This window comes from Paracoccus sp. (in: a-proteobacteria) (assembly GCF_030538695.1).
Lineage (GTDB): Bacteria > Pseudomonadota > Alphaproteobacteria > Rhodobacterales > Rhodobacteraceae > Paracoccus.
This window is the reverse complement of sequence record NZ_JAUNTN010000017.1, coordinates 55,908-78,366: the sequence shown is the minus strand read 5'-3', so window position 1 is coordinate 78,366 and position 22,459 is coordinate 55,908. Positions and strand designations below refer to the sequence as shown.

At 62.4% G+C, this 22,459-nt stretch carries 18 protein-coding genes; 9 read left to right on the top strand and 9 right to left on the bottom strand.

The annotated features are described in order from the left end of the window. Positions 1-190 precede the first annotated feature (190 nt). Positions 191-1,099, bottom strand: a complete 909-nt coding sequence (locus Q4G24_RS11170) for a hydrogen peroxide-inducible genes activator (RefSeq protein ID WP_303366614.1) — start codon at positions 1,097-1,099, stop codon at positions 191-193. A gap of 151 nt (positions 1,100-1,250) precedes the next feature. On the opposite strand from Q4G24_RS11170, the gene katG reads away from it, so the two are divergent. From katG to Q4G24_RS11150, 4 genes are all read left to right on the top strand, one after another. Next, positions 1,251-3,413, top strand: a complete 2,163-nt coding sequence (gene katG, locus Q4G24_RS11165; RefSeq protein WP_303366613.1) for a catalase/peroxidase HPI — start codon at positions 1,251-1,253, stop codon at positions 3,411-3,413. A gap of 90 nt (positions 3,414-3,503) precedes the next feature. Then, the gene (glpD, locus tag Q4G24_RS11160) at positions 3,504-5,045 is read left to right on the top strand and encodes a glycerol-3-phosphate dehydrogenase (protein WP_303366612.1); all 1,542 of its coding nucleotides are present in this window, start codon (positions 3,504-3,506) and stop codon (positions 5,043-5,045) included. Then, a complete protein-coding gene (glpK, locus tag Q4G24_RS11155; protein WP_303366611.1) occupies positions 5,042-6,523 on the top strand; it encodes a glycerol kinase GlpK in 1,482 nt (493 codons plus the stop codon). The genes glpD and glpK overlap by 4 nt, the downstream gene beginning before the upstream one ends. Positions 6,524-6,592: 69 nt before the next feature. Beyond that, positions 6,593-7,555: a nitronate monooxygenase family protein gene (locus Q4G24_RS11150; RefSeq protein WP_303366610.1), complete on the top strand. Its 963-nt coding sequence runs from the start codon at positions 6,593-6,595 to the stop codon at positions 7,553-7,555. A gap of 94 nt (positions 7,556-7,649) precedes the next feature. Here the strand turns inward: Q4G24_RS11150 and Q4G24_RS11145 are convergent, their stop codons facing one another. Then, positions 7,650-9,584, bottom strand: a complete 1,935-nt coding sequence (locus Q4G24_RS11145) for a potassium transporter Kup (RefSeq protein ID WP_303366609.1) — start codon at positions 9,582-9,584, stop codon at positions 7,650-7,652. Between the two features lie 162 nt (positions 9,585-9,746). Between Q4G24_RS11145 and Q4G24_RS11140 the strand changes: the two genes are divergently transcribed. Continuing rightward, entirely contained in the window at positions 9,747-10,355 is a 609-nt protein-coding gene (locus Q4G24_RS11140) for a YitT family protein (RefSeq protein ID WP_303366608.1), read from the top strand. Positions 10,356-10,408: 53 nt separating this feature from the next. Here the strand turns inward: Q4G24_RS11140 and Q4G24_RS11135 are convergent, their stop codons facing one another. Further along, positions 10,409-11,257 carry a hypothetical protein gene (locus tag Q4G24_RS11135; protein WP_303366607.1) on the bottom strand — a complete coding sequence of 283 codons (849 nt, stop codon included), beginning with the start codon at positions 11,255-11,257 and terminating at the stop codon, positions 10,409-10,411. A gap of 88 nt (positions 11,258-11,345) precedes the next feature. Here Q4G24_RS11135 and Q4G24_RS11130 point away from each other — a divergent pair, with 88 nt between their 5' ends. From Q4G24_RS11130 to Q4G24_RS11120, 3 genes are read left to right on the top strand one after another with little or no spacing between them, the layout of a single operon-like run. Then, positions 11,346-11,720 carry a hypothetical protein gene (locus Q4G24_RS11130; RefSeq protein WP_303366606.1) on the top strand — a complete coding sequence of 125 codons (375 nt, stop codon included), beginning with the start codon at positions 11,346-11,348 and terminating at the stop codon, positions 11,718-11,720. Between the two features lie 10 nt (positions 11,721-11,730). After that, entirely contained in the window at positions 11,731-12,393 is a 663-nt protein-coding gene (locus tag Q4G24_RS11125; protein ID WP_303366605.1) for a response regulator transcription factor, read from the top strand. Continuing rightward, positions 12,390-13,700: an ATP-binding protein gene (locus Q4G24_RS11120; protein WP_303366604.1), complete on the top strand. Its 1,311-nt coding sequence runs from the start codon at positions 12,390-12,392 to the stop codon at positions 13,698-13,700. Before Q4G24_RS11125 ends, Q4G24_RS11120 begins: the two co-directional genes overlap by 4 nt. Positions 13,701-13,716: 16 nt before the next feature. Here Q4G24_RS11120 and Q4G24_RS11115 read toward each other — a convergent pair whose 3' ends face one another. The 6 genes from Q4G24_RS11115 to Q4G24_RS11090 all read right to left on the bottom strand — a co-directional run bounded on the left by Q4G24_RS11115 (position 13,717) and on the right by Q4G24_RS11090 (position 21,414). Further along, the gene (locus Q4G24_RS11115; protein ID WP_303366603.1) at positions 13,717-14,997 is read right to left on the bottom strand and encodes a glycosyltransferase; all 1,281 of its coding nucleotides are present in this window, start codon (positions 14,995-14,997) and stop codon (positions 13,717-13,719) included. Then, positions 14,994-16,583 (bottom strand): ABC transporter ATP-binding protein, encoded by a 1,590-nt coding sequence (locus Q4G24_RS11110; protein WP_303366602.1) that lies wholly within the window; start codon positions 16,581-16,583, stop codon positions 14,994-14,996. The genes Q4G24_RS11115 and Q4G24_RS11110 overlap by 4 nt, the downstream gene beginning before the upstream one ends. Further along, complete coding sequence (locus tag Q4G24_RS11105) at positions 16,580-17,704, bottom strand: ABC transporter permease (protein WP_303366601.1); 1,125 nt, start codon at positions 17,702-17,704, stop codon at positions 16,580-16,582. Before Q4G24_RS11105 ends, Q4G24_RS11110 begins: the two co-directional genes overlap by 4 nt. Next, positions 17,704-18,780: a microcin C ABC transporter permease YejB gene (locus Q4G24_RS11100; protein ID WP_303366600.1), complete on the bottom strand. Its 1,077-nt coding sequence runs from the start codon at positions 18,778-18,780 to the stop codon at positions 17,704-17,706. Before Q4G24_RS11100 ends, Q4G24_RS11105 begins: the two co-directional genes overlap by 1 nt. A gap of 89 nt (positions 18,781-18,869) precedes the next feature. Beyond that, positions 18,870-20,750: an extracellular solute-binding protein gene (locus Q4G24_RS11095; protein ID WP_303366599.1), complete on the bottom strand. Its 1,881-nt coding sequence runs from the start codon at positions 20,748-20,750 to the stop codon at positions 18,870-18,872. A 136-nt stretch (positions 20,751-20,886) separates the two neighbouring features. Next, positions 20,887-21,414 (bottom strand): cytochrome c family protein, encoded by a 528-nt coding sequence (locus Q4G24_RS11090; RefSeq protein ID WP_303366598.1) that lies wholly within the window; start codon positions 21,412-21,414, stop codon positions 20,887-20,889. 148 nt (positions 21,415-21,562) lie between these two features. On the opposite strand from Q4G24_RS11090, the gene Q4G24_RS11085 reads away from it, so the two are divergent. Beyond that, positions 21,563-22,420 (top strand): prephenate dehydratase, encoded by an 858-nt coding sequence (locus Q4G24_RS11085; RefSeq protein WP_303366597.1) that lies wholly within the window; start codon positions 21,563-21,565, stop codon positions 22,418-22,420. Positions 22,421-22,459 lie beyond the last annotated feature (39 nt).

The window sequence follows — 22,459 nt, the reverse complement described above, 5'->3', positions numbered from 1 at the left end:
CGGCAGGGTTATCAGGTTCGACAGGCTTTGATCGACTGGCCCACCCCAAAGGAGTCTTTGAATATTTCACTGAAAAATCAAATACATACCCAACCGCTCATCACCAGCCAAAGCCCGAAGATGCGAGGGCAAGAGCGGTGATTGGTGAGACGATAAACACCCATGCGCCGCAGTTTGTCATAACCTCCGCTCAGGATACCCCGGTGGCACTCTGAACCAAGGCGCTGCGCAGCAGTGCTGCGATTTCAGCATACTGCCCTGCCAACGGGCTACTGTGGCGCCAGACCAGACCAATGCGGCGACTGGGGTGTTCGCCCGTCAGGCGCGACACCGCCACCGGCGCATTGCGGGTTTCCAACGCCACCGCCATTTCCGGGATCAGCGTCACTCCGATCCCTGCGCCAACCATCTGCACCAGCGTGGCCAGCGAACTGCCCTCCATCTGCTCATGCGTGGCCGGACCAGAGATGTTGCAAAAAGACAGCGCCTGATCGCGGAAGCAATGCCCCTCCTCCAGCAGCAGCAGGCGCATTTCACGCAGGCCCTCTGCGCAGGGAACAGGCTGATCGGCCTGATCGCGGTGACGGACCAGCAGGAACTCCTCCTGAAACAGCGGTTCTTCATGCAAGCCGGGTTCCGAGACCGGCAGGGCGACAACGGCCATATCCAGCCGTGCTTCCAGCAGATCGTCGATCAGGCGGCTGGTCACGGTTTCGCGTGGTTGCAGGGAAAGACCGGGGAAAGCCTGCCCCAACCGGGTAATGATCCGGGGCAGAAGATAGGGCGCAATCGTCGGGATCACCCCCAGCCGCAACCGCCCGCCCAGCGGACCTTTGGCGGCGCGGGCCAGATCACCCAACCCATCGACCGCCCGCAGAATATCACGGGCGCGGGCGGCGAAATCTTCACCCAAGGCGGTCAGGCGAATACCGCGCGGGCTGCGCTCGACCAGCGGCGCGCCGACCAGCCCTTCCAGCTCACGCACCTGCATGGACAGGGCGGGTTGGCTGATCGCACAATCCTCGGCGGCGCGGCCAAAATGACCCAGCCGGGCCAAGGCCTCGAAATAGCGCAGATGTTTCATGGTGACGCCGATCATAAGGCTTTCTTATCGCAGGTGTCAGGCAATGCAATTAGAAATTATCCCCCATCCCAGTTAGCCTTGATCCGAAGATCTGCGGGAACGCCCCCGGCCGTTTCGGGTTGGGTCCATGCAAGCCCGCATCCACCCGAGCCGATGGAGAGCCAAGATGGACGGAAACGACAGACCCGCTGGTAAATGCCCGGTGCTGCACGGCGCCAACACCGAAACGAAGCAATCGGTCACGCGCTGGTGGCCGAACACGCTGAAGCTGGACATCCTGTCTCAGCATGACCGCAAGACCAACCCGCTGGACCCGGACTTCAACTATCGCGAGGCCGTGAAAACGCTGGATTTCGAGGCCGTCAAGCGCGACGTTACCGCACTGATGACCGACAGTCAGGACTGGTGGCCCGCCGATTACGGTCATTATGGCGGCAGCATGGTGCGCATGGCCTGGCACATGGCCGGCAGCTACCGGATGCAGGACGGTCGCGGCGGTGCCAGCACCGGCAACCAGCGGTTCGCACCGCTGAACTCATGGCCGGACAACAGTGGCACCGACAAGATCCGCCGCCTGCTGTGGCCGGTGAAAAAGAAATATGGCAACAAGCTGTCATGGGCCGATCTGATTATTCTGGCCGGGACGGTGGCTTATGAATCCATGGGCCTCAAGACCTATGGCTTCGCCTTTGGCCGTGAAGACATCTGGCACCCCGAGGAGGACATCTATTGGGGCGATGAGATGGAATGGCTGGCCCCCTCTGACAGTCGTTATGGCGATGTGAGCCGCCCCGAGACGCTGGAAAACCCGCTGTCCGCCGTTCAGATGGGCCTGATCTATGTGAACCCCGAGGGCGTCAATGGCGTGCCAGACCCGCAAAAGACCGCCGATCAGGTGCGCGAGACCTTTGCCCGCATGGCAATGGATGACGAGGAAACCGCCGCGCTGACCGCTGGCGGCCACACCGTCGGCAAGTGCCATGGCAACGGCGATGCCGCCTTGCTGGGGCGCGAACCCGAAGGTGCCCCGATCGAGGATCAGGGCCTTGGCTGGAACAACAGCCGGAACAAGGGCGTGGTTGTCAGCGGTCTGGAAGGTGCGTGGACAACGCATCCGACCGCCTTTGACGGCGGCTTCATGTCGATGCTGCTGGATCACGAATGGCGGCTGACGACCTCGCCCGCCGGTGCAAAACAGTGGGAGCCGGTGGACATCGACGAAGCCGACATGCCTGTTGATGCGCATGACCCTTCGATCAAGCGGATGCCGATGATGACCGATGCCGATATGGCGATGAAGGTCGATCCGATCTATCGCGGCTATATGGAAAAGTTCCGCGACGATCCGGCCTATTTTCAAGACGTGTTCGCCCGCGCATGGTTCAAGCTGACCCACCGCGACATGGGGCCGCGCGACCGTTACATCGGCCCTTGGGCGCCGACCGAGGATCTGATCTGGCAAGACCCGATCCCCGCCGGCCCGACCGGCTGGAACGTGGATGCGGTCAAGGCGCGGATCGCTGCCAGCGGTCTGGCACAAGCCGATCTGATCGCAACCGCATGGGACAGCGCCCGGACCTTCCGTGGCTCGGACCTGCGCGGCGGCGCGAATGGCGCCCGCATCCGTCTGGCCCCGCAAAAGGACTGGGCGGGCAATGAGCCTGACCGTCTGGCCCGCGTGCTGGCGGTTCTGGAACCCATCGCGGCGGAATCCGGTGCAAGCCTTGCCGATGTGATCGTGCTGGCCGGGAATATCGGCATCGAACAGGCCCTGAAAGCCGCCGGTCACGACATCAGCGTTCCCTTTACGCCGGGCCGTGGCGATGCAACGGCAGAGCAGACCGACGCAGCGTCCTTTGACGTGTTGGAACCGCTGGCCGATGGTTTCCGCAACTGGCTGAAGAAGGACTATGCCGTTCAGCCCGAAGAGCTGCTGCTGGACGGGGCGCAACTGCTGGGGCTGACAGCGCCGGAAATGACCGTTCTGGTCGGCGGGATGCGCGCGCTTGGCACCAACTACGGCGGCACCGCGCATGGCGTGTTCACCGACCGTCCCGGCGCGCTGACCAATGATTTCTTCGTCAATCTGACCGATATGGCGAATAAATGGGTGCCGGTTGGTGAAAACCTCTATGAAATCCGTGACCGCAAATCGGATACGGTGAAATGGACCGCCACGCGGGTCGATCTGGTGTTCGGGTCGAACTCGATCCTGCGGGCCTATGCCGAAGTCTATGCGCAGGACGACAATGCAGGTAAATTCGCCCGCGATTTCGTCGCCGTATGGGTCAAGGTGATGGAAGCCGACCGTTTCGATCTGCGCGCCTAGACCCGGTAAGCCAGCCATGAAAACACGACGCGGCGGTTTGACAACCGCCGCGTTTTCGCATGATGTGCCGCCAAAGAAAGAGGGCAGATCATGCAGCAAAAACCCGTGGATATTTTCGTGATCGGCGGCGGCATCAACGGCTGTGGCATTGCGCGGGACGCCGCCGGTCGCGGGCTGTCGGTGCGGCTGGCGGAAATGGGCGATCTGGCGCAGGCAACCAGCTCGGCCTCGACCAAACTGTTCCACGGCGGGCTGCGCTATCTGGAATATTTCGAGTTCCGTCTGGTCCGCGAAGCCCTGCATGAGCGCGAGACCCTGCTGCGGGCCATGCCGCATATTTCATGGCCGATGCGCTTCGTGCTGCCGATTCTGCCGGATATGCGCTTTGACAATGACACGCCCACATCGCGGCTGCTGCGGCTGTTCATGCCGTGGATGAAGGGCCGCCGCCCGGCCTGGCTGATCCGTCTGGGGCTGTTTCTTTACGACCATATGGGCGGGCGCAAGATCCTGCCCGGCACCCGCAAACTGGACCTGACCGGCGACCCGGCGGGCGTGCCGCTGAAACGCGGTGCGCGGCTGGCCTATGAATATTCCGACTGCTGGGTGCAGGACGCCCGGCTGGTGGTGCTGAACGCCCGTGATGCGCAGGCGCGCGGTGCCGAAATCCTGACCCGCACCCGCGTCACCGATGCGCGGCGCGAAAACAACCTGTGGCGCATCACCACCGAAGGCCCCGACGGGCGGCAGGTGCATCAGGCCCGCGCGCTGGTCAATGCGGGCGGGCCTTGGGTGGCGCAGGTGATCCGCGACGTGACCCATATTGACAGCCCCGAGCGTATCCGTCTGGTGCGCGGCAGCCATATCGTCACGCGCCGCCTGTTCGACCATGATCGTTGTTATTTCTTCCAAGGCCCCGACGGGCGGATCATCTTTGCAATCCCGTTCGAGCAGGACTTTACCCTGATTGGCACCACCGATCAGGACCATCAGGGCGCACCGGGCGAGGCCGAGTGTTCCCCGGCCGAGGTCGATTACCTGTGCCGTTTCGCCAGCCAGTATTTCGCCCGCCCCGTCACCCCCGATCAGGTGGTCTGGACCTATTCCGGGGTGCGCCCGCTGTATGACGATGGTGCCAGTTCCGCCACGGCGGCCACGCGGGATTACGTCCTGTCGCTGGATACGGACAGCGCCCCGGTGCTGAATGTCTTTGGCGGCAAGATCACCACCTATCGGCGGCTTGCAGAAGCGGCGCTGATGAAGCTGACCCCGTTCTTTCCGCAGGCCCGCCCGGCGTGGACGGCAGGCGTCCCCCTGCCCGGCGGTGATTTCCCGGTGGATGGCGTTCCTGCGCTGGTCGAGGCGCTGCGCAAGGCCCATGATCTGCCCGAGGCGCAAGCCCTGCGCCTGATCCGCGCCTATGGCACCGAGGCCGAAGCGATGCTGGCCAACGGACCGGGCCGCGATTTCGGTGGCGGCTTGTGTCAGGCGGAACTGGACTGGATGATGGCCCGCGAATGGGCGCACACGGCGGATGATGCGCTGTGGCGGCGGTCCAAGCTGGGGCTGCGGCTGGACGCGGCACAACAGACAGCGGTGGCCGCATATATGGCCGAAAGGGCGGGCGCATGACGCATATTCTGGCGATAGATCAGGGGACGACCTCCAGCCGCAGCATCGTCTTTGGCCCGGACATGCAGCCCGTCGCCAGCCATCAGGAGGAGTTCGCGCAGCACTATCCCAACAGCGGTTGGGTGGAACATGATGCGGATGATCTGTGGTCCACCGTTGCCGCCACGGCCCGCGCGGCGCTGGAACGGGCGGGCAACCCGCCTCTGGCGGGCATCGGTATCACCAACCAGCGCGAAACCACACTTGTCTGGGACCGCCGCACCGGCCAGCCGATTCACCGTGCAATCGTCTGGCAGGACCGCCGCACCGCTGGCCTCTGTGCGGCCCTGCGCGAACATGAAGACCTGATCCGCAGCCGCACCGGCCTGCTGCTGGACCCCTATTTCAGCGCCACGAAAATCCGCTGGCTGCTGGACAATGTGGACGGCGCACAGGCGGCGGCGCAGGCCGGGCATCTGGCCTTTGGCACGGTGGACAGCTTCCTGATCTGGAAACTGACGGACGGTCGCGCCCATGTCACCGACGCGACCAATGCCGCGCGGACCATGCTTTACGACATTCGCAAGGGCGCATGGGACGCTGATCTGTGCGCACTGTTCGGGGTGCCAATGTCGATGCTGCCCGAAGTGCACGACTGCGCCTCGGATTTCGGCATGACGCGGGCCGATCTGTTCGGGCGCAAGGTGCCGATCCTGGGCGTCGCGGGCGATCAGCAGGCGGCGACCATCGGTCAGGCCTGCTTTCAGCCGGGAATGATGAAATCGACCTATGGCACCGGCTGCTTTGCGCTGCTCAACACCGGAGACGCGCCCGTGACCGGCCGCAACCGGCTGCTGACCACGATTGCCTATCAGCTTGACGGCAAGGCGGTTTACGCGCTGGAAGGCTCAATCTTTATCGCCGGGGCGGTGGTGCAATGGCTGCGCGACGGCTTGGGGCTGATCCGGTCTGCGCCGGAAACCGCGACGCTGGCGGAACAGGCGGACCCGACGCAGGAACTGATCCTTGTCCCCGCCTTTACCGGGCTTGGCGCACCTTATTGGCGGCCCGATTGCCGGGGTGCGGTCTTTGGCCTGACCCGCAATTCCGGCCCCCGCGAATTCGCCCGCGCGGCGCTGGAAAGCGTGGGCTTTCAGACCCATGACCTGTGGGCTGCGATGCGCGACGACTGGGGCGCGACAGGAACGGCGGGCGAAGCCATCCTGCGCGTCGATGGCGGGATGAGCGCCTCTGATCCCGCAATGCAGTTTCTGGCGGACATCCTCGGCGCGCCGGTGGATCGCCCGCGCGGGGTGGAAACCACGGCACTCGGCGCGGCATGGCTGGCCGGGCATCGTGCCGGGATTTACCCTGACGCCGAAGGATTCGCTGCCACATGGGCGCTGGACCGCCGCTTTGAGCCAACGATGGACAGCGCCACCCGCGACAGGCGGCTGGCGGCATGGTCACGGGCGGTTCACGCGGTCATGGCGGCCTGACGCGGCGTCCTGCTGGACGCGCCCCGCGCCGCCGTTCAGCATGACCGAAAGAGGAGAGAGGACCACATTATGCTGCCCCCCATTCTGCAAAAACTGCGCATCCCCGTCATGGCCTCGCCCATGTTCATCCTGTCGGGACCGGAACTGGTCATCGCCCAATGCAAGGCCGGGATCGTCGGCAGTTTTCCGGCGCTGAACGCCCGCGAAAAGGATGGCGAGCCGCCGCTGCTGGACGCATGGCTGACGCAGATCACCGAGGAACTGGACCGTCACAATCAGGCCAACCCGGACCGCCCTGCCGCGCCGTTCGCGGTGAACCAGATCGTGCATCGCAGCAACTCGCGGCTGGAACGCGACATCGAAATCTGCCATCGCCACCGCGTCCCGATCTGGATTACCAGCCTTGGCGCCCGGCCCGAGGTCAATGCAGCCGCCCATGACTGCGGCGGGATTGCGCTGCATGACGTGATTAACAATGTCTTTGCGAAAAAGGCGATTGAAAAAGGCGCCGACGGGCTGATTGCCGTGGCCGCAGGCGCAGGTGGCCACGCCGGTGCGCAGTCACCCTTTGCGCTGCTTCAGGAAATCCGCGACTGGTTCGACGGCCCGCTGCTGCTGTCGGGCGCGATTGCCACCGGCCGCGCGGTGCTGGCGGCGCAGGCGGCGGGGGCGGATCTCGCCTATATCGGCAGCCCCTTCATCGCCACGGATGAGACGCGGGCGCAGCCGGACTACAAACAGATGATCGTTGATTCAGGCGCAATGGATATTGTCACCTCGTCGCTGTTCACAGGGGTTTCGGGCAACTACCTGGCCCCTTCGATCCGCAACGCGGGGCTGGACCCCGACAATCTGGCCAGCGCCGACGCCTCATCCATGAGCTTTGAAAGCGCCAAACCAAAAGCATGGAGCCAGATTTGGGGCGCGGGTCAGGGTATCGGTGCCATCCGCCAGGTTCAACCCGCCGCTGCCTATATCGACCAGCTTGCTGACGAATACGCCAAAGCCAAAGCGGCACTCTGCGCGGCATAGGTCTCATGCCTCCGGCGGGGATATTTAAGGACAAAAGATGGTATCTGCTGTCTGTAAATATCCCCGCCGGAGGCTTCTGCCCGTGCAACCGGACCTAAAGGTTAATCTGTTGTCCCAGTTCCACCACCCGGTTTGACGGCAGGCGATAGAAATTGGTCGGCTCGGACCCGGTGCGGTAAAGCCCGGCATAAACCCGCGCCATCCAGTTTGGCATCAGCCGTCCCTGCCCCACACGCAGCGAGCGGCGGTTCAGGAAAAACGAGGTAGACATGATGTCGAACTTGTGTCCCTGACGTCGGGCCTCGGTCAGAGCGCGCGGAACATTGGGTTGCTCGGTATAGCCAAAGGTCAGCCAGACACGCCAGAAACGCGGCCCGACCTGTTCCATCCGCAACCGGCTGCCATCAGCCACACGCGGGCCGTTGGAGGTGACGACCCGAACCACGAAGTTACGCTCATGCAGCACATGGTTATGCTTCAGGTTGTGCATCAGCGCGGGCGGCGCTGTGTCTGGATCGGCAGTCAGGAAAACCGCTGTGCCGGGAACGATCCGCGGCTCTCGCGCGGTCAGCTTTTCCGCGATCAGCCCAAGCGGCACGCTGTCAGAGGAAATCCGCCGTTGCACCGCCGCCGAACCACGCCGCCAGACCACCATCAGCGTGACCATCATTGCCGCCAGCACCAGCGGAATCCAGCCGCCATCGAACACTTTGATAAGGTTGGCGGTCAGGAAAATCATCTCGATGCTCAGGATCGGCACCATGACCAGCGCGATAGCCCACCAGCGCCATCCCCATGCCCAACGGAACACCACCACCGCCAGCAGCGAGGTAATGACCATATCACCCGTCACCGCGATGCCATAAGCATTGGCCAAAGCCGCCGATGACTGAAACGCCAGCACCAGTGCCACCACACCGATCAGCAACACAACATTGACCCGCGGCATGTAGATCTGGCCACGCTGCGTCTCCGAGGTGTGGCGGATTTCCAGACGCGGGATCAGGCCAAGCTGCACCGCTTGTTGGGCCACCGAAAATGCGCCCGAAATCACCGCCTGACTGGCAATGACCGTGGCCAGTGTTGCCAGCAAGATCAGCGGCAGGGTGAACCAGTCCGGCACCATCAGGAAAAATGGATTGGCGGCCGTCTCAGGCCGGGCCAGCACCATCGCCCCCTGCCCCAGATAGGCCAACAGCAGCGCGGGCAGCACCAATGCGCCCCATGCGATGCGGACCGGCCGACGACCGAAATGGCCCATATCAGCATAAAGCGCCTCGGCCCCTGTCACCGCCAGAAAGACCGAGCCGAGGACCGGCAGCGCCGCATACCCTTTTGTCAACAGGAACTCACCCGCGTAATAGGGGTTCAGCGCCCGCAAAATACGCCCGTCATCCGCAATATGCGACAGGCCAAGCCCGGCCATGACCAGAAACCAGATCACCATGATCGGGCCAAAAAAGCGCGCCACCCGCCCGGTGCCTGACCGCTGCACCCAAAACAGCACAAAGACGACCGCCAGCGTGACTGGCACCACCAGATTATCGGCGGCGGGCAGAACCAGCTCCAGCCCTTCGACCGCTGACATGACGGAAATTGCCGGGGTAATCATCGCATCGCCAAAAAACAGCGACACGCCGACAATCCCGATCAACAGCAGCTTGCCAGAACGGTTGCCAAGCGCCTCGGATGCCTTGGCGACCAGCGACAGCGTGCCGCCTTCGCCGTTGTTATCGGCCCGCAGGATCAGCAGCACATATTTCAGCGTCACGATCAGCATGACCGTCCAGATCAGCAGCGAGATAATGCCGACGACAGCCGTTTCGGCCATGCCTTCCTCATGCGCGTGGCTCAGCGATTCGCGCAGCGCATAAAGCGGCGAGGTGCCAATATCGCCGTAGACCACGCCGATCGCCGCCAAGGTCAGCGCAGCGGTCGAACCGTGCTGAGTGGCATGGTCAGAATGTTCAGCGGATTGGGATATATCGGATGCCGGTTGCGGATCGGCGGCCGGAGGCAAAGACGCCATGTTAAGCCTTGCACAAAACAGCGGATCGGACCACTGCACAGGCCATATATCATACCCTGTCCCCGCAAGCGCAAGGGGGGCAGCATACCCCCGGTTCATCGCACAGGCCCATCCATCCCTTGCCATCCCCCCTTGCGCCCCTCTTGCGCCTGCGCCATCACCATGACCATGAACAGCGCCACCCCGACACATAGTTTCATTGATGATGCACAAGGGCTTGCCTATGGCAGCTTCATGGCCGCCATCGGGGTGCTGATCCTGACCCATCTGGGGTTCGTGACCGGCCAGACCGCCGGGCTGGCACTGCTGATCTCTTATGCGACAGGCTGGGGATTCGCGCCGGTGTTTTTCATCATCAATTTGCCCTTTTACTATCTGGGCTGGCGGCGGTTCGGCTGGGCCTTTACGATCAAGTCCTTTGTTGCGGTGGCCAGCCTGTCGCTGCTGGTCGCGGTGCTGCCGCCCTATATTTCATTCGGCAATTTGCATCCGGCTGTCGGGGCGCTGCTGATCGGCTGCATTTCGGGCAGCGCGCTGCTGGCGCTGTTCCGGCATGGGGCCTCGCTTGGCGGGGTCGGCGTGCTGGCGCTGTATCTTCAGGACAAAACCGGGTTTCGGGCGGGCTGGACGCAGCTTTTATTCGATGTAGCGCTGTTTGCGACCGCGCTGGTGCTGCGGGATATAACCACGGTTGCATGGTCCTTCCTTGGCGCGGTCGTGCTGAACCTGGTCATCGCCATCAATCACCGGCCTGGCCGTTACATGGCGTAAGGGCGGCGCCGGTTTCCCGGCACCGCCCCATTTCTGCCTGTATGATCTGCCGCTTAGCGGGCGGTTTCGCCCAAGACCCGGCCGTTCGGGCCAACGGCGACGGTCACGGCTTCGCCCTGAGGGTTATTGGCCTCGACAAAGCTGTTCGGCCCGTCCTGCGTGATTGCGCCAAGGTCAGTATAGCCCGCCGCCTCGGTGGCCGAGCGGACCGCAGCTTCATCCACCGGAGCGGTGCGGCCAGCACGGGCCGGGCGCTGCTGAGCGTTGTCACGGCCCGGTTTGCTGCCCATTTTCGGGCCGTCGCAATCGCCGCCACGGCGACCCTGCATTTTCTGACCGTCGCCGCGCGGGGCAAAGCCACGATCATTGTCACGATCACCACGCGGGCCGCGATCCATACGCGGCATCGCATCATCCCCACGGGCAAAGCGCATCAGCTCGCCCTGCGGCGAAAAAGCGGCCATCACCGGCTGACCATCGCTGTCCTGCCCCATCACCATGGAGCCGCGCTGATCGGACAGCATCAGCCCCTTGACCTGCGCAACCTGCGCCAGCACCTGAGCCTGACGCACCGTATCCGGCAGCGCCGCATCCAGCAGCGCCTGCGGCAGCACCCCCTCGGTGCGGATCATCCGCAGCGCACCCTGCGCATCCAGACCGGCGGTGAAATCCTGACCATCGGGCAGCTTGCCCTGCACCCGAACGCCATGCTTGCCGCGAGTCTGGGTCACATCGCTCAGCCCGTCAATGGACAGCGCAGGTGGCAGCGCAACCGGCGCAGCGGCTTGCGCTGCCGCCGGGGCCTCAGGCGCGGCATCCTGCGCCAAGGACACCATCGGCACGGCCATTACCGCCGCCAGGGCGACAGCAGCCACGGAAGATTTGAGATCGAACGAAAACATCGGTTACTCCTTACATATTCTGCTCGACAGGCGGGGGCTTGCCCCAACACGAATCGCTTTTAGCACCGCGATTCCCAACGAAAGACCAATGGCGGATTTACCTTTCGTTTACCTGCCCGCGCGTAATATCCTGACCATGATGAAACAGTTTCGCCTTGCTGCCCTGCTGATCGCCCTTGGCGCTGCCGTTCCGGTGGCGCATGTGGTTATGGCCGAAGGCCCGCCCCCCTCGGTTCAGGCGTTACATCAGATCGCAGCCGAGGTCGGCACACGATTTCACGGTCGGCTGATTGGTGCGCGCCCGGTGCCCCCCAACGGGCCCGAATGTGCGCAAGGTTATGAACATATCGTCGAACTGCGCTGGCTGACCCCACGCCGTGACCTGCTGATGATCCGCGCCGACCTGCGCTCGGGCCGCATCCTTCAGGTTTTGGGCGAAGGTCTGACCGAGGCCCGCAAATAAGGTTCCCGCCATGAGATGCCTGATCGTCGAGGACGACCCCACCCTTTCCAACCAGCTTGCACAGGCCATGCGCGATGCCGGTTTCGCCCCTGATCTGGCCCATGATGGCGAGGAGGGCGAATATCTTGGCGCAACCGAAACCTATGATGTCGCCGTGCTGGATCTTGGCCTGCCCGGTATGGGCGGGATCGAGGTTCTGACCCGCTGGCGCGATCAGGGCATTGCCATGCCGGTGCTGATCCTGACCGCGCGGGGCGACTGGTCAGACAAGGTGGCAGGGTTCCGTGCCGGGGCCGATGATTATGCGGTCAAGCCGTTCCGTCTGGATGAGGTCGTGTTGCGCTGTCAGACACTGGTGCGCCGCGCGGCGGGTCATGCGCGGTCTGTTATCACGGCCGGGCCACTGGCGCTGGACAGCGCCAGCGCCACGGTCACATTGCACGGCGCACCGCTGAAACTGACCGCATTCGAAACCCGCATCCTGTCCTATCTGATCCACCATCAGGGCCGCATCGTCAGCCGCACCGAACTGTCGGAACATCTTTACGACGGCGATCAGGACCGCGATTTCAAGTCAATCGAAGTCGTCATCGGCCGGTTACGCCGCAAGCTGGGCGACGGGCTGATCGAGACACGGCGCGGCGAAGGCTATCTGCTGAACGGCGCGGCATGATCTGGCCCGGCTCGATCCGTGGGCGCTTGCTGCTGCTGGCCGCAGTCTGGCTTGGCGCGGCGCTGCTGGCGGCCTGGCTGGCGATTGGTGCGGTGCTGGAACGCTTTGTCACCGACCGTTTCGATGCCGAACTGTCGGCGGCGGCGGATACGCTGATTGCCGCGCTGGCGGTAGAGGCAGATGGCCGTGCCAGTCTTGGCGACCCGCTGACCGATCCACGCTGGCAGATTCCGCTGTCGGGCTGGTATTGGCAGGCCGATCAGGGTGGGCAGGCACTGGCGCGGTCGGACAGCCTGTTCGACGGCTGGCTGCATGGGCCACGCAGCAGCGGGATGGGGATTCCGGGGCAGGATATGGGCGGCGCGGCGCTGCGTGCAATGGTGCTGCCCATCACCCTGCCCGGTGCCGCCGATCCGGTCATTCTGCGCCTGACCGCGCCACAATCCGAAATCAATGCCGCGCTGGCCGAGGTCCGCCGCCCGCTGGCCATTTCGCTGATTCTGCTTGGGCTTGGGCTGACCGCCGCCAGTCTGGTGCAGGTTCAGATGGGCTTGGGCAGCCTGCGCCGCCTGCAAACCGGACTGACCGATATTCGCACTGGCAAGGCGGAAACCCTGCCCCTGCCCCGCGTTGCGGAACTTCAGCCGGTTGTGCGTGAAATCAATGCCTTGCTGGATAGCAACCAAGCCGTCATTGCCCGCTCGCGTGAGCATCTTGGCAATCTGGCTCATTCGCTGAAAACCCCATTGGCGGCGCTGCAAGCCGGGATGCCGGACCCGGCGGCACAAGAGCTGATCGCACGGATGGACCGCCAGATCGGCTGGCACCTGCGCCGGGCGCGATCCGCTGCCGCGCCGGGTATTCTTGGCCATCGCACGCCAGTGGCTGGCGTCGCAGAGGACATCCTGCTGGTGCTGCGCCACCCGATGCAAGACCGCGATCTGCGTGCCGAAACCACCATCCCGCCTGATCTGGCCTTCGCCGGAGAGCGGCAGGATCTGGAAGAAATCATCGGAAACCTGACCGAAAACGCGGTAAAATGGGCGCGGTCCCATATCCGCATCAGCGCCTTGCGCCAAGGCGACAGGCTGACCCTGCGGATCGAGGATGACGGGCCGGGCATGGCCGAAACCGATTATGCCGAAGCCCTGACCCGCGGCACCCGTCTGGATGAGCGCGGCGCATCAGGATCGGGCCTTGGGCTGGCGATTGTCAGCGATCTGGCGCGTCTGCATGGCGGCGCGATTCGCCTTGGCCGCAGCCCTTTGGGCGGGCTGGCCGCAGAGGTCGACCTGCCCGCCGCCTGACAGAAATGCGCCTGACCTAGACCGGCAGCGCCGGACCGGGCCAATGGCCAGGCTGCGGCTGCCAGCCCTTTGCCGGATCAAAACTTTCGACCCAATCAATCAGGCGCGGCAGGCTGTACCGGTGCAGATCATAGCCATCAAGGATCGTCTGCCGTGCCGCCCGGCGTCGCGCGGTCTCAGCCTTGGTTGGCCCCTCCAGCGCCTTCAGCATCCGCCGCACCAGCGCCTTACGGTTGAAAAAACCGATAAGCTGGCCGTTATGGCCATGCCGGATCAATTCGCGCACAGGTTCGGTATCGGATGCGATGATATTGCATCCCGCCGCCATCGCCTCGGTCAAGGACCACGACAAAACAAAGGGATAGGTCAGGTAAACATGCGCCCGCCCGATTTGCAGCACCCGCAGGTATTGCTCATATCCAACCCGGCCAAGGAAATGCACCCGGTTCAGGTCGATACCACCGCCAAGCTCGGCCAGCATCTTTTCATACCAATTCAGCGCGTCCTTTGGCTTGGCCCCATAGCTGACCCGATCCGTCGCGCCGACCATCACCACATGCGCATCAGGCCGCGCCGCCAGCACCTCGGGCAAGGCCCGCATGAACACATGGAAACCGCGATACGGCTCCATTGAGCGCGATACATAGGTGATCACCGGATCGCCTGCCCGCAGCACCGTGCCGTTGGGCATGGTCACGCTGGCCTGCGGGTCGGGCATGACCTTGGTTGTGTCGATGCCGTCATGGATCACGGTGATCTTGTCACGCAGTTCGGGCGGAAAGCTGTTGGCCTGAAACCGCGTTGGCGCCAGCGCCGCATCAGCCTGCGTGATTCCGATCAGCAGATGCGCCCCCCGCGCGATTGAGGACATCCGCGCCTCGTCGCTGTCCGGAGTGATTTCGGGATCGAAACCAATATCATGCCCATGCGGACGATAGATCAGCTCGGCATAGATCAACAGCCGCGCATCGGGCCAGATTTCCTTGAGAAACAGCGTCTCACCCCAGCCGGAATGGCCGAAAATCACGTCTGGCACATAGTCGTGGCGGTCCCGCAAAGCCCGCGCCCCACGCGCCGCCAGATAGCCGCGCGTCGTGTGTTCAACATAGCTTTGCGCCAGCGAAGGCACCTCTTGCGGGATCGGATCGGGGCTTTTGTATTTCACCACCTGAACCGGACTAGGGCGTCCGTTTTTCTGGTCGGTCAGGGCCAGAACCTGATGCCCTCGCGCGGCCAGAGCCGGGGCCAGATGCGGAAACTGGCCCGGAAAGTTCTGATGCACGAACAGGATTTTCATGCCCGGTTCCCAAAAGCCGCAGCCATCAGCGCACGGGTGTAATCGGTTGCTGGTGCGTCGAAAATCGCGGTCGTGCTGCCCTGCTCGACCACCTCTCCGGCGCGCATGACCATGATCTGATGCGACATCGCCCGAACCACGCGCAGATCATGGCTAATGAACAGAAACGCCAGCCCATGCAACTGCTGCAAACGCCGCAACAGCGCGACAATCTGGACCTGAACCGTCATATCCAGCGCGCTGGTGGGTTCGTCCAGAACCACCACCTTGGGACGCAGGATCATCGCGCGGGCAATAGCGATACGCTGGCGCTGGCCGCCGGAAAACTCATGCGGGTAACGGTCCATCGCTTCGGGGGGCAGGCCGACCTCCGCCATGATCTCGGCCACCATCTCGCGCCGGTTGCGGCCTGGCTCCAACCCGTGAACGCCAAGCCCTTCGGCAATGATCTGTTCCACCGTCATCCGGGGCGAGAGGCTGCCAAACGGGTCTTGGAACACGATCTGCATGTCGCGCCGCAAGCCACGCAGCTTTTGCGCCGTCCAGCCGGAAATGTCCTGCCCCAGATACAGGATCGGCCCATCAGAGGGGATCAGCCGCATGATCGCCAGCGCCAGCGTAGTCTTGCCGCTGCCCGATTCGCCAACAATACCAAGGGTTTCCCCTTGCCGCACCGACAGGCTGGCGCCGTTCACCCCCTTGATATGCCCAACCGTGCGGCGCATCAGCCCGCGCTTGATCGGGAACCAGACCCTCAGATCCTCGGTGCGCACGATCTCGGCCGCATCCGGGGCGATGGGATCGGCCAGCCCTTCGGGTTCAGCCGCCAGCAGCTTTTGCGTATAGGGATGCTGCGGATTGGCGAAAATCGCCTCGACCGGGCCTTGCTCGACGATCTCGCCATCCTTCATCACGCAAACCCGGTCGGCAATCCGGCGCACAAGGCCAAGGTCATGGCTGATGAACAGCATGGACAGCCCTTCATCGCGCTTGAGTTCCGCCAGAAGCTCTATGATCTGCGCCTGAATGGTCACATCCAGCGCGGTCGTGGGTTCATCGGCAATCAGCAGATCGGGCCGGTTCGCCAAGGCCATGGCAATCATCACCCGCTGGCGCTGCCCGCCAGACAGTTGATGCGGATAATCCGCCAGCCGCGATTCGGCGTCTCGGATGCCGACACGGGTCAGCAGTTCCACGATCCGCGCCCGCGCCTGCCCCCCGCGCACACCCTGATGCAGCGCAAGGCTTTCCGCCAATTGCCGCTCCAGCGTATGCAGCGGGTTTAGCGACGTCATCGGCTCTTGAAAGATAAAGCTGATGTCATTGCCGCGAATCGCCCGCAGGCTTTTTTCCGACGCCCCCACCAGCTCTTGCCCCTGATACTGGACCGAACCTTCAACCTGCGCCGCCTTACCCAAAAGCTGCACCGTGGACAGCGCCGTGACCGATTTCCCCGAGCCGGATTCGCCCACCAACGCCACGGTTTCGCCTTTGGCCACGCTGAAGCTGACGCCCTTTACCGCCGGGGTGATCTTGCCATCGGCGCGGAAACTGATGCGCAGGTTATCAACCGTCAGAATAGTCATGCGAAGGTCTTTCGCGGGTCGAACGCATCGCGGATGCCTTCGAAAATGAACACCAAAAGCGACAGCATCAGCGCAAAGGTGAAGAAAGCGGTAAAGCCAAGCCACGGCGCTTGCAGGTTCTGCTTGCCCTGCAATGCCAGTTCTCCCAGCGACGGGGCCGAGGCCGGCAGGCCATAGCCCAGGTAATCCAACGCCGCGAGGCCCGAAATCGCGCCTGTCACCACAAAAGGCAGCATGGTTAACGTCGCCACCATCGCATTGGGCAGGATATGGCGGAACATGATAACCCGATTGCTGACCCCAAGCGCACGGGCTGCACGGACATATTCAAAGTTTCGCGCCCGCAGGAACTCGGCCCTGACCACCCCGACCAGCGCAGGCCAGCCGAACAGCACGGTCACGAACACCAGCAGCCAGAAACTGCGCCCCAGAATGGCGAACAGGATAATGATAACATAAAGCGAAGGGGTCGAGGACCAGATCTCCAGCAGGCGCTGCATGAACAGGTCCACCCGGCCGCCAAAATAGCCCTGCACCGCCCCCGCCGCGATGCCGATAACGCTGGCACAAGCCGTCACGATCAGCGCGAACAGAACCGAGGTGCGGAACCCATAGATCACCCGCGCCATCACGTCGCGCTTCTGGCTGTCGGTGCCAAGCCAATGCGCGACAGAAGGCGGCGTTAGCGCCACCGATTGCGGCATGTCATAGGCGATCGTCGAATAGCTGAACGGGATCACCGGCCAGATCATCCAGCCCGGCTTGACCGGCTGACCGTCCACCTCTGCCACACGGGTATCGCTGCGATCCGCCACGATGCTTTCGGGATCGTCCAGACAATCATCCAACAAACCGCCGGTTTTCACCAGACAGATGGTGAACGGGTCATAATAAACCGTCGGTTTGTTCAGGTCGCTGCCAAAGGTTTCCTCGGAATAATACTGAAAGACCGGAAAATAATAATCACCACGATATTGCACCACCAGCGGCTTGTCATTGGCGATCAGCTCGGCAAACAACGACAGGAAGAACAAGGTTGCAAAGATCACCAGCGACCAGAAGGCCCGGCCATTGCGCCGAAAATTACGCCAGCGACGCTGGTTCAGGGGGGAAAGCGCCATCAGCCTGCCCTCGATTCAAAATCAATACGCGGATCGACCAGCACATAGCACAAATCCGACAGCAGCCCGACCAACAGACCAATCAGGCCAAAGACATAAAGCGTGCCGAAAATCACTGGGTAATCCCGCTGCACCGCCGATTCAAAGCCAAGCCGGCCAAGACCATCCAGCGAAAAGATTGTCTCGATCAGGATATTGGCACCAAAAAACACCCCCAAAAACATCGCTGGAAAGCCAGCAATGACAATCAGCATCGCATTGCGGAACACATGACCATAGAGCACCCGCCGTTCGGTCAGGCCCTTGGCGCGGGCGGTCATCACATATTGCTTGTTGATCTCATCCAGAAAGCTGTTCTTGGTTAACAAGGTCAGCGTAGCAAAGCTGGCAATGGTCGAGGCCGTCACCGGCAGAATGATATGCCACAGGTAGTCCTTGATCTTGCCAAAGGTTGAGAGCATTTCCCAATCATCGCTGGTAAGGCCACGCAATGGAAAGATTTTCCAATACGATCCACCCGCGAACAGCACCAGCAAAAGCACCGCGAACAGAAACCCCGGAATGGCATAGGCGACGATCACCGCACCACTAGTCCAGGTGTCAAACGGGGTGCCGTCCTTGACCGCCTTACGGATTCCAAGCGGAATCGAGATCAGATAGGCCAGCAGCGTGGACCACAGGCCCAGCGTGATCGAGACCGGCATCTTCTCCAGCACCAGATCCACCACACTCACCGAGCGGAACCACGAATCGCCAAAGTCGAAGCGCAGATAGTTCCACATCATCGTCAGGAACCGCTCGACCGGAGGCTTGTCAAAGCCAAACTCGCGCTGCAATTCCTCGATGAACTCGGGCGGCAGGCCCTGCGCCCCGGCATATTCCACGCCCCCCATCGAGGCCCCGGAATCGCCGCCCCCCGAGATGTTGCGGAACACGTCCCCTTCGCCCTGCACCCGCGCGATGATCTGTTCGATCGGCCCGCCGGGGACGAATTGCGTCAGCGTGAAATTGATCAGCATGATGCCGATCAAGGTCGGAATCATCAGCGCCAATCGTCTGAGGATATAGGCGCCCATATCCGCCCTTTCTGCCCGTCACCCGGTCTTTACGACCTTATTCCGCATCTTTTCGCGGTTTCCACCGCAGAAATCAAGACAAGCCACGGCTATCCCTGCCGCAGCACACCCGCCGACCGCAGCACCTGTGCCTTTTCCTCATCCTGCCACCAGAAATCCATCTCTCCCAACGCATAGGGCGGCATCTTTCCGGGATGGGTGAACATATCCCAATAAGCCACGATATAATCAGGATTATACCATTGCGGCACCCAGAAGATCAGCGACCGCAAAGCACGGTCCAGAACCCGCGTGTGCAAGGCCAGCGCCTCCTGGCTGTCCGCCGCCTCGACCGCACGGATCAGCTTGTCGATCGCCGGATTCGCCAGCCCCATAGCGTTGAACACATCCCCCGCCGAAGCCGAGCCAAAATACTGCTGCAAGCCGCCACCGGGGATCTCGGACTGTCCCAGATGCACTGAAATCAAATCATAATCATGGTTGCGGCGGCGCTCCTCATATTGCGCATCATCGACCCGCACATTCGCCGCATCGACGCCAAGCGCCCGCAGATTTTGCACATAAGGGTTAATCACCCGGTCAAAGGTCTGGCTGTCGTTCAGAAACTCGACCCGCAATGTCTGGCCATTTCGCCGACGCAGCCCATCCTGCCCGGCTGTCCAACCCGCCGCATCCAGCAGCGCGGCTGCCTGTCGCAGATTGCGCCGGTCCAGCTGCTGATCGCCCGAGGTCGCCGCCGTTACCGCCTCATCGGTCAGGATACCCTCGGGCAAATCGGCGGCGACGGGTTCCAACAGCGCAACCTCCTCTGGCGATGGCACCCCCTGCGCCGCAAGATCACTGTTTTCCCAAAAACTGTTAACGCGCTTGTAAAGCCCATAAAACAGCGCCTGATTGGCCCATTCAAAGTTGAACATCAGCGACAACGCCTTGCGCACCCGGATGTCCTGAAATTGCGGACGGCGCAGGTTTATCGCCCAAGCCTGACCGTTGGGAATATTGCCGTTAGGGATGGTTTCCCTGACCACCTGCCCCGATTGTGCCGCCGGGAAATCATAGCCGGTTGCCCAGTTTATAGCACTCGCCTCGCTGCGGAACCGATATTCGCCAGCCTTGAACCCCTCGAATGCGGTGTCGTAATCTGCGAAATATTCCACCCGCAGTCGATCAAAATTATAGCGCCCGCGATTGATCGCCAGATCCTTGCCCCAACAATCCGGATTGCGCCGCAAAACCACGCGCCGCCCCATTTCGGCAGGTTCGATCACATAAGGGCCGGAGCCGATAAATGGGACATTCGAGCTTTGCGCAATATCGCGCTTGTTATCCTGAAAATCCTTGCGCGAAAAAACCGGCAACCCGCCAACCGATTGAATAAGATCACGACGGGGATAATCCGGGGTGAAATAATAGCGGATGCTGTGATCGTCCAGAACCTCGGCCTTGGCGATCTGCTGCGCAATCACGGCACGAAAACTGACCAGCCCCTTATCGCGCAGGGTCTCATAGGAAAACAGCACATCATGCGCCGTCAGCGGCGTGCCATCGGAAAACCGCGCCTCGGGGCGCAGGCGAAAGATCACCCAGTCGCGGTTTTCGGGATATTCGATGGTTTCCGCCAGCAGGCCATAGGCCGTGCCGACCTCATCCGAAGTTCCGGTCAGCAGCGATTCCAGCGGCATATTCGACAGAACCGCCGCCCGACCGCGCAGCGTATAGGGGTTGTAACTGTCGAAACCGCCCATGAACCATTCCGACATCTCGCCGCCCTTGGGGGCATCGGTATCGACATAAGGCAGTTGCGTGAAATCGGATGCCAGCGCAGGCGTTCCGAAAATCCCGATCCCATGCGCCCGGATCACCCCATCCGCACCCGCGACCGCCTGCGCCCAGACCGGACGCGCGGCAAAGGCCCCCGACATGGCGGCCGAGATCAGCAATTGACGGCGGTTCAGGTTCAGCGGGTTCATCGCATATCCTTTGCAAGTGACAGCCAAGGCTAGGCCGCGCAGGGGCTTGGTTTCAAGGCGCATTTGCGTGAACCGGCGCATGAAAAAGGCGCGACCCAAGGGCCGCGCCGGTCGTTTTTATGCCTTTATGCCGCGATTACTGGACCGTCGCCAGATAAGCGATCAGGTCAGCCCGCTCTTTCGGGCTTTTGATCCCGGCAAAAGCCATTTTGGTCCCTGGCACGACACCGCGCGGATTTTCAAAGAAGTGGAACATCGCCTCAGGCGTCCAGACGGGTTCTTCGGCGGCATGGGCCTTCATCCCGTCCGAATAAGCAAAATCGGGCAGCCCGGCGACCGTACGCCCCTCGGCACCGTCCAGATGCGGGCCGACACCGTTGCTGCCGTCCAGCTTATGACAGGCGCGGCACTTGCCGAATGCCTTTTCACCCGCGGCAACATCCCCTGCGGCCAGCAGCGCCGGAATGTCGAGTTCTTCGGCCGGCGCAGCCTCGGCCGGGGCGGCACCATCTCCGGTCGGGATGGTATAGGCCTGCGTGGCGTCATCGCCATGACCGGAACCAATATGATAAAGTGCGCTGGCACCCCAGATCGACAGCATCAGAAACAGCAGCGACCCCAGAATGGCCCCCAGTGCCTTGACGATGGGCATGGTCTTGAACATTGGCTTTCCCGCTCATGTATCTTTATTCTGCCGTTTTCTACCCGCTTTCGCTTTCCGCTTTCAAGGTATAGTTCTGCTTTGGCTGCGGCTTTTGCGCTTATGTTGCGCCGAAGCCTGCGCCAGATGCCGCCGACAAGGACCAGACACCATGACCCTACCCCGCCGAATCGCATTTCAGGGCGAGCCGGGCGCCTACAGCCACGAAGCCTGCCGCAAGGCGCGCCCCGACATGCAGGCCGTCCCATGCCGCACCTTCGAAGACGTGATCGAGGCGGTGCGTCAGGGCGACGCGGATCAGGCGATGCTGCCTGTCGAAAACTCGACCTATGGCCGGGTGGCCGATATTCACCACCTGCTGCCGGAAAGCGGGCTGCACATTGTCGATGAGGCTTTCGTGCGGGTGCATATCAGCCTGCTGGCGGTGCCGGGAACGGCGCTGAATCAGGTGCGACAGGCAAAAAGCCACACCATGCTGCTGGGTCAGTGCCGCGACTTTCTGCGCCGCCATGACATTGCCATGGTGACGGGCGCCGATACCGCCGGTTCCGCCAAAGAGGTGGCCGAGGCCGCCGAACCCGAGCTGGCGGCGCTGGCCAGTCCGCTGGCCGGTGAAATCTATGGTCTGGACGAATTGGCCAGCCAGATCGAGGACCGCCCCAACAACACCACCCGCTTTCTCATTATGCAGCGCGACCCTGACCGCAAGCGCCGGACCCGCGCCGATACGCCAGATGGCGGCATGATGACCACATTGGTGTTCCGCGTCCGCAACATCCCGGCCGCACTTTACAAGGCGATGGGTGGTTTTGCGACCAATGGTGTGAACATGACCAAGCTGGAAAGCTATATGGTGGATGGGGTATTTTCGGCCACGCAATTCTATGCCGATGTCGAGGGCCATCCCGAAGACCCCGCGCTGGCCCGTGCGCTGGAAGAACTGGATTATTTCACCAGCCGTCTGGATATTCTGGGGGTGTATCCCGCCGATCCGTTGCGGCAGCTTTGAACCGGGCTGAGGGGGCTTGCGCCCCCATCACATTCAGCC